Here is a 15,896-nt window from a genome sequence, read left to right as displayed (position 1 = left end):
TTTTTATAATTTTAAAACTTTATAATTATTTATTTTCTATTTTTTAGTGAAATTACTAGTGAAACCTAAGAAGCATAAAAAAACTCAATTCAGTGAATAAAATAGTTCAATTTTCTAATTTGTTTTTTCTGTTATTTTTATTTTCGACGCAAAGATAGATATTTTTAATTTCTATTTTTAAATTAACTTTAAATAAATAATATTAGGAAAGATTTAATGAAAACCATTAATACACTTTTAACGAAAATGAACTCTTCTACTTCAGAAGTTATTACATTAAAAGAACTAGCACCATTGTCTCTTCATGAAATTCGTGCATTAAGCGAAGAAAAACTAAGTTGGCATGAGGCAAAAATATTATATACACACGCACAAGAAGCAGCAAAAATTAATAAGCTTAATGAAGCTCATCATTTAGCTCGTAATAATCCACAAGTGCAAAATGCCGTGGCGTTAGGTGTTCAACAACAATCAGCACAAAGCCGTGCATTAGGTGATTGGATCCCTGAAAAAGGGGATCTATTTGTCGATAGTAAATCTGTGGCATCGATGTTTTCACCCGCAGGTTATTTAACTGAACTTTATCGTGAAGCAAAAGCCTTAGATGCAGAAAATTCAATTTATCACTTGGATAAACGTCGCCCTGATTTAGCGCAATTAGTGTTATCTCAAGATAATATGGATAAAGAAGTTTCTACCCTCTCTTTATCAAATCAAATTTTAACCACAGCATTGCAGAGTAAATTAGGTAGTGGTAAAGATCTATTTCAAGAGCTAGCAACAACCCGCGTAATGGGTGAAAATCCTTATCATCGACCTTATGAAACTATTCGACAAACATTATTATTACGCGATGGTTTGATTGATAAATTGGTAAAAGCTAAAGATCATCTAGATATTTTAGATACAGAATGGATCTCAACGATTAGCTCATCTATTTCTCCTGAATTATATGCTATTTTAACAGAGGTAATCTCTGATGATAATATTGATGAACTAATAGAGAAAAATTTTGGCAATAAGGAAATTAGTTTAAGAAATAATTTAAAATTACTATCAGAATATTATTCTATTGCAGAAGAAGAAATATCACTATTATTTAATATACTTAAAGAAAATAATGAATTATCTTCAAAAGATATGTTGTTCTTAAATAAGATTGTTCGCTTGCATAAAGCAACGGGGATCTCTTTTGATAATCTAATTATTTTAATTAAAACAAAAAATAATGATAATAATATTGATTCTGAGGTTATCCGTTCTATTCTTCATGTTCAATATATTATGGAAAAATACAATATTAATGTTGAGCAATCTATAGTACTTAATAGTGCTAATATTAATCAATACACATTGAATAACTCTTTATCGCTATTTGATGTTTTATTTAACTCCCCTCCATTAGGCGAAAATAAATTTATTGCAGATAATAAAGCACTTGATTTTAATTCATCATCTCCAGATGATATTATACGTATTAATACCTTAAAGCGCGCATTTCATGTCGATGATATTGGTATTGTCGCTATGTGTAAATTGGCTTTTGGTAAACCAACTGAATTTACTTGTTCTATAGAAAATATATCACTGTTATATCGCGTGTATTTATTAGCAACGGTACATGGTCTAGATATTTATTCTCTTTCTTTATTACTCGATATGCTACCTGAGCCTTTCAGTAACCCCATTAATAAACAATCTTTATCAGATGATGCAGGTAATTTAATTTATACAATAGATAATTATTGCAAGTTTATCAAGGAATATAAGTTTAATATTCCAGAACTATATTTAATGACAGCGAAGAAATATGATTTGTCCTATACGAACGAAATGAAAAATCTTATTGAAGAGTTAATGAAAGTTAAGTTTTCTGATGAGGATGAATTATCTGTACGAAAAATCATAGCGTCCTATTTACCTATATTATCCTATCATTTACATCTTTCTTCTTCAACTCTTGATTATTCTGTATGGGAATTTCTCGAATTTGGTGATTTATTAAATTTATCTATTGATGATTTTAAAAACTTAGTAAATAAGGATGATAAAACATTAGAAGATAAAAATAACATTGTCTCTTATATACAAATGTTATGTCAAATAATTTCTATATTTACTAAGTTAGGATTAAATGAAAACGAAATATATATATTGGGAGAAAAACGTTTACTTAATTATGAATCTGTCCTTCCTAATATCGAATCAATAAAAGATATATCTGAATTCCATCGTTTCTATTTAGATAAAATAAATAATAAAGATGAGCTAATTAACCTTTTTAGCGGTTATGGAGCGGTTTCAATTTTATCAAAGGCATATGGAGTCTCTGATGAGGTGATTGAGCAAATTTTCTCTTTATTAAAACTGGGTAATAATATTAAATTTAATAATATCAAAGAAATCTCTAGCTATATTGATATGGTTAAAACATTTAATATCACACCAAATAATTTTAGTCTATTAACGCAGTTAAAATTTTCTACAAGTGAGAATAAAGAAAAAGACTACTTAAATTGGGATAGAATTAGTAAAGTTTTACAAAGCGGGTTAAATGCTCAACAAGTTATTTTGCTAAAAGATAAAATGGATGAAAAAGAAAGTGTTGTATTCAGTGCGTTTTATATTCATCAACTTAGTGAATTAAATTTATTAAATAGCGATGATATTTATAATTATTTATTAATTGACAATAAAGTTTCATCTGAAATAAAAACCACAAAGATAGAGCAAGCTATTGCAAGCATACAGTTATATATTAATGAATTTTTATCGTTGAATGAAAAAAACACTAATACACCTGTTGCTTCTCGTCAATTTTTCAGAGATTGGGATAAATACAATAAGCGTTATAGCACTTGGAGTGGTATCTCTTTATTAGCATATTATCCTGAAAACTATGTTGATCCTACAGTACGTATTGGTCAAACTAAAATGATGGATACGCTGTTACAGACGATCAGTCAAAATAGTATTAATAGTGATACGATTGATGATGCATTTAAAACATATTTAACTTCTTTTGAGCAAATTGCTAATTTAGAAGTGATTAGTGGTTATCATGATGGTGTGACATTAAAAGAAGGATACACTTATTTTATTGGTTGTAATGCATCAGAAAAAGCCAGTTATTATTGGCGTAGTGCGGATCATAGTAAAATCAAAAAAGGAGTCATGGCAGCAAATGCTTGGACAGAGTGGACTAAAATTGAGAATGGTGCGAACCCTTACAATAATTTAATTCGTCCTGTTATTTTTAATAATCGATTATATGTTGCTTGGATTGAACAGAAAGAAATTGAAAATAAAGAGTCTGAAAATAAAGAGTCTGAAAATAAAGAAAAAAGTACATCTACACCACTTTCTAAGCAGACAAACTATAGTTTGAATTTATCACACATCCGTTATGATGGTACTTGGAGCACATCTGTTAATTTCCAATTACCTGATAAATTTATGGACAATAAAAAAGGTAATTTTCATTTAAGCTATAACCAAGAACTTGATAAGTTATATTTTTTAACTTATATCATAAGTGATAGCTATAAAGATGAAAATAAGGAGTGTCAAGTTTATTCTATTAATAATGAAATGGTGCTTTCTAATATATCTGATTTAAATAGTGAAGATGCGAAAAATATTTATATTAACGTGAAGTCTGAATTTGATGTGGCTGGTGAAGAATTCACTAAGAACATTAATAATAGTTTTGTTTTGAGAGGTGAATTAGCTTACTCAATATCTCATGATCCTATTGATGATATAAAAACTACTGATTCTAAAAATGTTTCTCTCTCAGGAAGTTTAATTAATGCTGTAAATGTAGAGTCGAACAATAAAACATTATCTTGTTATCTTTCTGCTTTTATTAATTGTAATATTGATTATGGATATTTTGCTCCTGAACCTATTAAAGACATCTTTAAAGGTTTATTAAAAGATGGCGCTGAATTAGAAGATATTGTTTATACTTCAGGTAGTGTTGGTAAGTTGATAACTCTTTTTTTCAATGGAAAAACGGATTATAGCTATTATTTAGGTTTTGATGTTAAAACAAATACAATTTACTTTTTTATTTATGACAATACTAACGGTACGGTAATTAAAGGTTCAGATATTAATCATGGAGGAGATTATGATGTAGAACTGTCTTTTTTCACTAAACAGTCAAATGATTTATTAAGTTATACATCGAAAAATAATGTTGCCTTTACGCTTTCTAATGAATTAGGCAATTTTTCGTTACAAAGTTTCCTAAATAAAGAAACACCAAGATTTCTTTTTTATGTTTCAAGAAAAGAAACGGGTCAATTGTTTATGGGAATATATGGAAAAGAAGTGTCTATCCCATTAACTATTAGTAAGTTAAATAAAGTTACCTATAGTAATGACGAAGTAGTTAATGATATTAAGATAACATTATCTTCTAGCCCAGATCACAAAGTGATCTACTCTCTTGAACAATGGTCTAACGCGAATACTTCTTTAATTGAAGGTAGTAACAGCTTTAATAGTAAAAATAAAGAGCTTAAGCTTGATGTGCCTCAGAGTGAATTTAATGACAATGGTGAGTTTATATTAACTGCAAATGTAACCGCGGTTAATAAGAGCCAAAAAATTATTTCTGAAAGCCAATGTTACTTTAAAGTCAGTGAATTAGAACATATAAACGAGAGTATTATTAGCCTAAAAACAAATAAAAAGCATGCTCAATATATTTCAATGACAGTGGAAGATGAACCTGTGTTAGTGCGTTTAAATACATTATTTGCACGTCAATTAGTCAAACGTGCGAATAACGGAATTGATGCTATTTTAACGTTAAGTTCTCAGAGACTGCCAGAACCTGCTTTGGAAAAAGGCGCTGATGTACCGATGGATTTTAATGGAGCTAATGCCCTTTACTTTTGGGAACTGTTCTATTACACCCCGATGATGTTAGCCAATGTGATGTTAGAAGGACAAAATTACGATGAAGCTAGCCGTTGGTTGCGTTATGTATTTAATCCAAACGGTTATATTGATAGTGATACTCATTCTCATCGTATTTGGAATTCACAGCCATTATTAGCCGATACAGCTTGGGACAATGATCAACTAGATTCAACTGATCCTGATGCAGTCGCGCAAACTGATCCTATGCATTATAAATTGGCTACCTTTATGAAGTGCCTTGATATTTTTGTGGCGCGGGGCGACAGCGCTTATCGCCTATTGGAGCGTGATACTTTAAATGAAGCTAAAATGTGGTATATGCAGGCGCTGAAATTATTGGGCGATGAAACTGAGTTATTAGGTAATAACGTTTGGTCAGCACCTAAATTAACCGATGCGGCATCAAAAACAGAACAGCCAACACGCGCTATCAATGAAGAAAGTGAAGAAGCGGCATCACCGCGGACAGCAAATTCATTAACATCGCTGTTTTTGCCACAAATTAATGAGAAGTTAGCGCAATATCACAACACGTTAAAAGCGCGTTTATTTAATTTACGTCACAATTTATCGATTGATGGGCAACCACTGTCGTTGCCAATGTATGCAACGACAGTAGATCCTAAAATGTTGCAAAATACAGCAGTGAATCAATCACAAGAGAACGGTGCATTACCAAATGCGGTGATGCCAACACAGCGCTTTCCTGTGATCTTAAATAGCGCAAAATCTGTGGTTAACCAGCTGATGCAGTTTGGTAGTTCGCTGTCTAGCATTACCGAACGCCAAGATGCTCAAGCGTTGTCAGAATTACTCACAACACAAGGTAGTGAAATTATTCTGCAAAACATGAAGTATCAAGTGAAGAGCATTGAAGAGTTTACTTATAACGAGAAAGCGTTAAAAGCGTTACGGGCTGGTGCAAAACTCCGCGTTGATCACTATAGCAAACTGTATGATGAGAATATCAGTACACCAGAACAGCAAGCAATGGATCTCTATTTGAGTTCTTCAGTGCTCAATACAGCGAGTCAAGGACTAAATATGGCAGGTGCCGCAGCAGATCTCGTGCCAAATATTTATGGTATGGCTGTTGGTGGTTCACGTTTAGGTGCTATTTTTAATGCAACATCCATTGGCCTGCAATTGTCTGCTTCTGCAACCCGTATTGCGGCAGACCGATTAAGTCAATCAGAGTTTTATCGTCGTCGTCATGAAGAGTGGGGCTCATTACGTGATACCGCACAATCCGAATTAGAGCAGTTTAATGCTCAACTTGCCGCCCTGAAAGTACGAAAAGAAGCCGCGAATTTGCAGTTAGATAGCATGAAGTTACAACAGCAGCAAGCGCAAGAGCATTTAACCTTCTTACAAAATAAATTTACCAATAAAGCGCTGTATAACTGGTTACGCGGTAAATTAATGGCGATTTATAAGCCTTTCTACGATTTAGCAGTATCTCGTTGTCGTATGGCAGAATTGGCTTATCAGTATGATTTAGGTGAAACACAAACCTTTATTCGTCCTGGTGCATGGCAAGGTAATTATTCTGGTTTGATGGCGGGTGAAGGCTTAATGCATAACCTGACTCAAATGGAAAACAGCTACCTTGAGAAAGATAAACGTGCGCTGGAAATCACCAAAATTGTTTCGTTAGATGATGTGTACCAAGGCTTAAGTAGCGATAAGTTTGGTTTTGAGCAAGTGGCAGATGTGATTAATCAGTCGAAAACACAGCTTGGTACAGCAGAAAATGGTATTAGGCTGAAAGAGAGTCAATTACAAGCTTCTATTAAGCTCTCTGATTTGGCGATAGAGAAAGATTATCCTGCGGGATTAGGTAAATTACGCCGTGTTAAACAGATTAGTGTGACATTGCCAGCGTTAACAGGCACTTATCAGAATATTCGAGCGGTGCTGAGTTACGGCGGTAGTGCGGTGAAACCGCGAGGTTGCAACGCGATTGCGATCTCTCATGGCATGAATGACAGTGGTCAATTCCAACTGAATTTCAATGATGATCGTTATCTGCCATTTGAAGGTTTACCAGTGAATGATACCAGTACACTGACTTTAAGCTTCCCTGATGCGACAGATAAGCAAAAAGAGATGTTACTGACACTGAGCGATATCATTCTCCACATTAATTACACCATTCGTTAATTATCCAAATCTTAATTAATTACAGGCTCCTTAGGGAGCCTGTCAGGAGCTTTACATGCAAAATTCAGAGAAATTGACCTTTGACGCGCCAAATTTACCCAAAGGGGGCGGTGCAGTCACAGGATTAACCGGCAATATGGGCGCTGTTGGCCCTGATGGCGCAGCTACTTTTAACTTGCCGTTGCCCATTAGCCAAGGCCGGGGTTATGCGCCATCTTTAGGCTTAACGTATCAAAATCAAGCCGGTAATGGCGCGTTTGGTTTTGGTTGGTCTGTTGGTGTGATGTCGATTCGTCGTCGTACGACAAAAGGTGTGCCAACTTATACTCAATTAGATGAGTTTATTGGTGCTGATGGCGAAGTTATTGTGCCGATGATGAATAAAAAAGGTCAAATTGAAACGGCACAACGCAATGAATTATTAGGCATAAGATTAGCCCATCAATATCAAGTGACTGCTTATCGTTCTCGTATTGAAAAAAGCTTTAGTCGTTTCGAATATTGGTCACTCAATGACAGCAAAGCATCAGCGAATACACCAACACAATTTTGGGTAATGTATAGCGCAAATGGGGATGCACATTTATTTGGTTATGAAACCACAGCACAGATTGTAGATAGCCAAAACAGTACACATATCGCCCAATGGAACCTAAATGCTTCGGTTTCAGCAACGGGTGAACAGATCGAATATCACTATCGCACAGAAGATGAACAAGGTTGTGATAAACAAGAAATTCAATCACATTCAAATGCTAATACACAACGTTATTTAGAAAAGGTGTATTACGGTAATCCGGTGGGTGAACGAGCTTTTTCTTGTGTCAAAACCGATAACACATTACCTAACAATGCATTATTTACACTGGTATTTGATTACGGTGAGCGTAGCAGTGCATTAGCAACTTATCCGCAGTGGCAGGGCAATTCAACATGGGCATTGCGTAAAGACTGCTTTTCGCTTTTTCATTACGGTTTTGAACTGCGTACCCGCCGTTTATGTTGCCAAGTGCTGATGTATCACCGTATTGAAAGTTTAGAAAAACAAACTGCACTAGCGGAGACACCCGAATTAGTCGCCCGATTAACGCTTACTTACGATGAGTCAGCATCAGGTACTGTTTTAGTTTCAGCACAACAATCGGCGTTTAACGACAATAAAGACACTCAATCGTTAGTGACATTACCGCCAGTAAAATTTGATTGGCACAGGGTAGGCGCGACTAAACAAGCACAGTGGCAATCACTCGATGAACTTGCTTCATTTACGCCACAACAGCCTTATCAATATGTCGATCTATTTGGCGAAGGGCTTGCGGGGGTGCTTTATCAAGATAGCGGCGCTTGGTGGTATCGCGCGCCAATGAGAAAAATTGATAAGCAAAATCCTAATGCGATGTCATGGGATAAAGCTAAAAAACTTCCTGTTATTCCATCGTTACGAAATTCATCGATGCTGACCGATGTCACGGGTGATGGAAAACTGGAATGGTTAGTCACACAAGGTGAGGTGAATGGCTATTACACCCAAGATGAAACAAAGGCAGAAAATTGGCTCAATTTTGTACCACTTGATGCACTACCGATGGAATATTTTCATCCTAAAGCTGAAATCACTTCATTAACAGGCAGCGGATTTGCCGACTTAGCCTTAATTGGCCCTCGTAGTATTCGCCTTTATGCCGGTTCGGCCCAAGGGTGGAAAAAAAGTAAAGAGGTGATGCAAACTGATGGTGTGATTTTGCCGATTAAGAATATTAATCGTCGTACCTTAGTGGCATTTAGTGATGTATTAGGTTCGGGTCAGCAACACCTGATTAAAATTGATTACCAAGGCGTAAGTTGTTGGGTTCATCTTGGTGATGGCAAGTTTAGCGCGCCTATTACGATCCCAGGCTTCTCTGCGGATCGCCTTAAATTTAATCCGAATCAGCTCTATTTAGCGGATTTAGATGGTAGCGGTACAACCGATATTATTTACGCCCAATCGACCCATTTAGAGGTTTATTTTAACCACAGTGGAAATCAATTTGTGCGTGGTGATGATATCGCATTACCTAAAGATATGCGTTTTGATAACCATTGCCAGCTGCAAGTTGCCGATGTGCAAGGTTTGGGTGTTGCCAGTATTTTACTGACAAAATCTTATCCTGCACCGCAGCATTGGGTGCTTTCTTTGCAAAATCAAAAACCGTGGTTATTAACATCGATTAATAACAATATGGGGCTGATGCAAAATCTGCATTACCGCAGTTCAGCGCAATATTGGTTAGATGAAAAATTAACGCAAAATCAGCAAGGTAAAGTTAAAACAGTCAGTCACCTGCCTTTCGCGCTGCATACGCTTTGGAAAACTGAAACTGTTGATGAAATTACACAAAGTCGTTTAACTCAAACTTATCACTATCGTCATGGTGTATGGGACGGTAAAGAGAAAGAGTTTCGTGGATTTGGTTGTGTTGAAGTCACTAATGCTGAGTCATTTAAAAGTGAAGAAAATACAACAGATAAAACGCCAAGTGCGTTAACCCGCCAGTGGTTTTCAACCGGAAAGTCTTCGGTTGATGCTCAATTTTCTGATGAATTTTGGCAAGAGGATAAGGCCGCATTTCCGTTGTTTTTACCACGTTTTACTCAAGGTAAAGGAAGCACAGAAAAGGTCTGTGACGACTCACTGCGTCAACAACATACGTATTGGCTTGAGCGTGGGCTACAAGGTCAGTTACTCAGAAAAGAAGTATATGGGTTGGATAATACTGCTATATCAAACATTCCTTATGCAGTAACAGAGTCGCGGCCACAAGTGCGCCTAATTGAAGCACAAGGGCGTTCACCCGTGGTGATGCCTTCTGTCGTTGAAAGTCGCGAATATCATTATGAACGTATTGCGGCAGATCCCGCGTGTCATCAACAAATTACCTTAGAACAAGATAGCTATGGTTTTGTGACTAAAGCGGTTTCTATTGATTACCCAAGACGCGCTAAAGGTGCTAAAAATCCTTATCAGTATTATGAGAGCCTACCAGAGACATTATGGGCATCAAGCTATGACAAACAACAACAAACCTTGCGTTTAGGCTTATCGCGCCAAGCTTGTCATCATCTTAATTACCCTGAAAAACAGGTTTATCAGCTCAGTATTACAAAAGCCAGTCGCCAAGATATTTGGACATTTGGCGCTGAGCAACAGCCTGAACAAGGAATAAATATAGAGGCATTATTAGCCAGCAATAATTTACTGACACAAAAGGCCACATCAGTGTTTGCTGGGCAACAGCAGCTCGTTTATCTAGATGCAGAAAATAAAGCCACATTAGCAGAACCTGGTTTTCCTGCTCGTTTAGCCTACAGCGAAACGGCGGAATTAGATGAAGAAACCGCAACAGCCATTTCTCAGCCATACCCTGATTTGCAACTTGATGAAGTGATGAAAAGAGCGGGTTATCAGCAACGTGGTTATCAGTTTGCTGATACAACAGAAAATGACAAAAAACTGTGGGTAAAACCGTTATTAGGGATTAAAACTTATGGTTCATTAGCGCAGTTTTATAAGCCACTAGTGTACAAAAAAACGGTACTCTCTTGTGACTATAAGTTGTTATGGGATAAGCAATTTTGTGTGTTAATGGGGAAAATGTCACCAAGAAATATGCAAGATTTTCATCTCACTTACGATTGGCGTTTTTTATCGCCTAATTCGATTACTGATGAAAACCATAATCTTCATCAAGTCACTTTTGATGGTTTTGGTCGTGTTACCACAACACGTTTTTCAGGTACCGAAAATGGTCAACAAAGCGGTTATAGCGATAAAACTTTCACTATGCCGACAACCGTAAAGGATGTCTTAGCGTTGGCTTCGACACTGCCTATTGCCACAGGTTTTGTTTATGTTACCGACAGTTGGATGTCAGCATCCTCAAAAATGCCACCTCATGCACTGCAAATCATGACAGACCGTTATGACAGCGATCCACAACAGCAAATTCGCCAACAAATCACTTTTAGCGATGGTTTTGGCCGCTTATTGCAAACTTCCGTCAGAGTTGAAGCGGGTGAGTCCTTTTTACGTAGTGAAAAAGGTGAGCTGGTGGTTGATCGTACACAACAGGCACAACAAAAAAGTACCACAACACGTTGGGCAATTTCAGGTGAAACAGAATATGACAATAAAGGAAATGTAAAGCGCGTTTATCAGCCTTATTTTCTTAATGACTGGCGTTATATTTCGGATAGTTCATCTCAGCCAAATCGTTTTGCGGATACCCATTATTACGATGCATTAGGTCGCTTATATCGAGTGAATACCGCAAAGAGCTATCAACGTAATACGATAGTGACACCGTGGTTTGTAGCTCAGGAAGATGAAAATGACACCCTAGTGTAGGTGATTTATTACGCGGATAAATGGGGGATCCCGTTTTATCCGCTTTATTTAGGAATTTTATTATGCTGGTAGCAATCCCATCTGAAAGCGATGCGCTGGCTTGGATGATTATCGGTGGATTTTCAGCCTGGGGAGGTATCGTGAGATATTTAATGGAAATTAGGCAAAAGCAAATTCAGTGGTCTTGGTGTGGCATTGGTAGCCAGATCGTGATTTCAGTATTTACAGGGTTATTAGGCGGATTATTAAGTTTTGAAAGTGGTGCAAGCCGCTATATGTCTTACATGATCGCAGGACTTTTTGGATCAATGGGGAGCACAACGTTGATTTGGCTATGGAATCGTATTTTTGGCATGAACAACCTTAAGGAGCCTAAATGAATACCTATACATTAAGTCAACGTAGCCAAAGCAACCTAAACGACGTACATCGAGATTTAGTCCGTATTGTTTATCTGGCACTGACATTCAGTGAATATGATTTTGTTGTTATTGAAGGTGTGCGTTCATTGACTCGACAAAAAGAGTTGATGAAAGAAGGTAAAAGCAAAACGCTCAATAGTCGTCATTTAACCGGGCATGCTGTGGATATTGTACCGTTAGTGAATGGTGTTATTCCTTGGCAAGATTGGTCAGCGTTTGAATCAGTATCAAAAGCGATGAAGAAAGCTGCTTATCAATTAGGTATTTCAATTAATTGGGGAGGGGATTGGGTATCGTTTCGTGATGGGCCTCATTACGAACTTTGCCGAGAGGTATACCCATGAATATTGCCACTTTTTTACGCCTAGGAGTAAAAGGCGGGGTGTTGCTGATTATAGCTGTCACATTGTTGGTGATCCGTTATCAACACAATCGAATTAATCAGTTATCGGAACAAAATAGTCAGCTTGAATATCAGCAACGTACACTGCAATCACAGTTATTGCAGTGGCATAAACAAGCAGAAAAAGTCTCTGAAACACTCACGCACCAACAAGAGGAACAACGTTATTTAGAGGAAGAAAATCATGTTATACGCCAAGAGCTACGCCAACTTATGGCACATACGCCTTGTGCTAATGAGTCTGTGCCTAGTGCTGTTATCCAGCTGCAACAAAGCACCATTAACCATCGTGGAAGTGCCCAATAAGTTTGTACCAACACATTTATTACAACCGTGTTCTGCGCCATTTTTTAATGTGCAAGTGTGGGGAGATTATCCCGATTATGTGGCACGCTTATTATTGGTATTAGAAAAATGTAATACCGATAAAAAAGCAGTCGCCAACTTATTAGTCGTAAAAGAAGCAACGTAAAAATATAGAGTTATAAATAAAAAAATAAATTAAGGAATTATAGAAATATGTCTAATCAACAATTATATGCACGAACTCCGACTGTGGTTATTCATGATAATCGCGGATCAACAATCCGTGAAATTAACTATTGTCGTCATCCCGATGCAATTAACCAAACCGATGAGCGTATTACGCGTCACCATTATCATGCGCGCGGTTATTTAGAACGCAGTATTGATGCAAGATTGTATGAAACACAACAGTCAGACTCAACTATTCAACCAAATATCCAGCAAACAGTGAGTTTAGGTGGATTATTGTCTGCAATTAAAAGTGTAGATAGTGGTAATAGTTTCAATATCAGTGATATTGAAAATAAAAAAGTGATGGATATTAATGGGTTGGGGTTAGTGACTGAATATCACTATACAAAGCCAGAATTTGTTTCACAACTTATTGCGATTATGGAGTCTTCCCCGACGTCCAAACAGATATTAAAAGAGCGCTTTACTTGGGGTGAGGCTGATAATAAAAATATTGCCAATAACTCCGTCGGTAAATGTACTCATCATGACTTTCTTGCTGGAAGAACGGAATATGGTGCTTATGCCTTAACAGGGCAAAGTTTAATTGAATTACGGTTTATCACTGCTAATGCTAATACCGTTAAAATACCCGCGCATTCCCAATATCAAACACGCAATATTTATGATGCTACAGGCCAATTATTAAAACAAATTGATGCTTCAGGGCATGAGCGTGAATGGCAATATGATAGAGCGGGTTTTTTAAAACAAAGTAGCGTGCAATTACACAGTGATAAAAAACAACTCGTGATTAAAGCGATCAATTACTCGGCAGCAGGGCAAAAATTACGCGTTGAGCACGGTAATGGGATAGTGACAACGTATGAGTACGAAGCTGAAACTCAGCGCTTACTGCATGTCAAAACCCAGCGTCCTCAAGGCCATGTTTTGGGTGCGAAGATCATGCAAGATCTGCGCTATGAGTATGATCCTGTGGGCAATATTATTTGTCTTAAAAATGATGCTGAAGCGACTCGTTACTGGCGTAATCAGAAAATCGTGCCTGAAAATCGTTATGTGTATGACTCCCTGTATCAATTAGTGAGTGCAACAGGGCGTGAATCTGCAAACCAAAAAAACCCTGCTTCAATGCAATCTCAACAAATTACTACGCGGGTGAAAGATACACAAAGTTATACCAATTATACCCGTTTATATACCTATGACAGCGGTGGTAACTTAGTCCAACTTCGCCATCTATCGGGAATAGCACAACAGAGTTTTACCCAGAATATCTGTGTCTCCAAGAAAACCAATCGGGCATTACTTGAAACACAACAGGTGGCTATTGAACAGATTGATCAGCAATTTGATGCTTTAGGTAATCAAAAACATTTATCAACGGGCGATGCATTACAGTGGGATCTTCGCGGTACATTGGCACAAGTGAATAAGAGAGGGAATTCAGAACACTATGTTTATGCAAGCGCATCTCAACGATTAATGAAACAACAGGTACAGAGATTATCAGAGCGGCACATTATCACGGAAACTCACTATTTACCGAATTTAGAAATATGGCAATCAACGCAGGGGGGGCATCTTACCGAACATCGAGACGTGGTTGATATAACAGGAAATGTGAGAGCCTTATGTTGGAAAGTGGGCTTCCCAAAAGGGATTAAGAATAACCAACTGCGTTATAGCTATGATGATGGTGTGGGTAACAGTGGATTAGAAACCGATGGTCAAGGGCAATTAGTCAGTTATGAAGAGTATTACCCTTATGGGGGTACCGCGATTTGGTTTAGCCAAAATGCAGTAGAAGCCAATTACAAAACTATTCGTTATTCAGGCAAAGAGAAAGACGCGACAGGGCTTTATTACTACGGTTATCGTTATTATCAGCCGTGGATTGGTCGTTGGTTAAGTGCCGATCCGGCAGGTACGGTGGATGGGCTGAATTTATACCGCATGGTGCGCAATAACCCAGTGACATTGCGTGATCCTGATGGGCGAATGCCTAGTAGCAGTTTTTCTCTCTTCTTTTCATCAGATGATACAAAGCTACAAAAGGGATCTATTACTCCTTTACGAAATCGTGGATTATTTGTGGGGAGTAATAACGAGAGTGTTGAGACGACATTGCCATTTGTCATTAGTCGATTTGATTTGATTGAGCATAATCCCGTGCTAAGAGAGTACAGCCCACAATTATTGCAAAAGGGTGGGGATTTATACAATGCTATCCATAATTTCAATGGATCTCTGGTTTCTTCCAGCGAATATGGTTCTGGAACAATAGGAACTTATTGGGGGCACAAAATACTTTCTAATAATCTTACCGCCATTAAAGTTATGAGTGGTATGTCTGGCAGTGTAGGTATTAGCATTCGGTTGAATGATATTAAGGAGGGGAAACCCGTAGTGATCACTTCAGGAGCTTTGAGTGGTTGTACAATGCTATACGCTGTAGATAAAGAGAAATTCTATGCGTTACATACTGGACAAAGACCTGGTGATAATAACTGGAAAACGGGGATTCAGGGAGTGAAAACAGCACAAACCAGCCTTAATGCCTTATCAGGTAAGAATTTATCGGTATCAGGGGATCACAATAATGACTTGATTGGTACATTAAGTGAGTTTGAAAATTCGGCAATAACTTATTTTGGGAAACAAGGCACGAAGATCGATCATGTCCAAGAAAATGTCGCTGCATTTGATTATAATCTTGAAGCTAAGTTGCCTAGTTTCTCCGCCAGGGCTGGTTATAGTTATGCTCTATTGGCCAAGGATTCAGGAAAAGTTAATGTAAAAGTATTGTCGGAAGATGTGACTATCGATATGAAGACGAACAAAATTAGTGTTCTTAACTCAATGAAAACTCGTTTACATTAATACATCGCAATTACAGAATGACATCAATTACGATTGTATATTGCTATATTGTAATCACGTTAAAACATATCCCCAAATATACAACCCAGAGAGACAGCATTTCTATTTTTTTGGATTGTTTTTATCTTATACCGATGATTTGAGTCTTTTTAATAAAAGATAAAAGAAAGTATTAAAAACAATTTAATTTATTATTTTTATGATT

The 15,896-nt window shown here is 37.0% G+C and carries 7 protein-coding genes; all 7 read left to right on the top strand.

The window, feature by feature from the left end:
* Window positions 1-216: 216 nt before the first annotated feature.
* The 7 genes from PH4a_RS04805 (at window position 217) to PH4a_RS04775 (ending at window position 15,691) form a co-directional block, all read left to right on the top strand.
* A complete protein-coding gene (locus tag PH4a_RS04805; protein WP_129038154.1) occupies window positions 217-7,098 on the top strand; it encodes a Tc toxin subunit A-related protein in 6,882 nt (2,293 codons plus the stop codon).
* 55 nt (window positions 7,099-7,153) lie between these two features.
* Window positions 7,154-11,485: a SpvB/TcaC N-terminal domain-containing protein gene (locus tag PH4a_RS04800; protein ID WP_129038152.1), complete on the top strand. Its 4,332-nt coding sequence runs from the start codon at window positions 7,154-7,156 to the stop codon at window positions 11,483-11,485.
* Between the two features lie 62 nt (window positions 11,486-11,547).
* Window positions 11,548-11,865, top strand: coding sequence for a phage holin family protein (locus tag PH4a_RS04795; RefSeq protein ID WP_064721195.1), 318 nt, complete (start codon window positions 11,548-11,550; stop codon window positions 11,863-11,865).
* The gene (locus PH4a_RS04790) at window positions 11,862-12,251 is read left to right on the top strand and encodes a M15 family metallopeptidase (protein WP_129038151.1); all 390 of its coding nucleotides are present in this window, start codon (window positions 11,862-11,864) and stop codon (window positions 12,249-12,251) included. The genes PH4a_RS04795 and PH4a_RS04790 overlap by 4 nt, the downstream gene beginning before the upstream one ends.
* Window positions 12,248-12,616, top strand: coding sequence for a DUF2570 domain-containing protein (locus PH4a_RS04785; RefSeq protein WP_129038148.1), 369 nt, complete (start codon window positions 12,248-12,250; stop codon window positions 12,614-12,616). Before PH4a_RS04790 ends, PH4a_RS04785 begins: the two co-directional genes overlap by 4 nt.
* Window positions 12,600-12,782 carry an Rz1-like lysis system protein LysC gene (gene lysC / locus PH4a_RS04780; RefSeq protein ID WP_164971511.1) on the top strand — a complete coding sequence of 61 codons (183 nt, stop codon included), beginning with the start codon at window positions 12,600-12,602 and terminating at the stop codon, window positions 12,780-12,782. Before PH4a_RS04785 ends, lysC begins: the two co-directional genes overlap by 17 nt.
* A 47-nt stretch (window positions 12,783-12,829) precedes the next feature.
* Window positions 12,830-15,691 carry a cytotoxic necrotizing factor Rho-activating domain-containing protein gene (locus PH4a_RS04775; protein WP_129038144.1) on the top strand — a complete coding sequence of 954 codons (2,862 nt, stop codon included), beginning with the start codon at window positions 12,830-12,832 and terminating at the stop codon, window positions 15,689-15,691.
* Window positions 15,692-15,896: the final 205 nt, after the last annotated feature.

The sequence above is a fragment of the Proteus hauseri genome (assembly GCF_004116975.1).
In the GTDB taxonomy this organism is placed as follows: domain Bacteria; phylum Pseudomonadota; class Gammaproteobacteria; order Enterobacterales; family Enterobacteriaceae; genus Proteus; species Proteus hauseri.
Note: the sequence above shows the minus strand (reverse complement) of the source record. Positions and strands in the feature narration are given on the sequence as shown.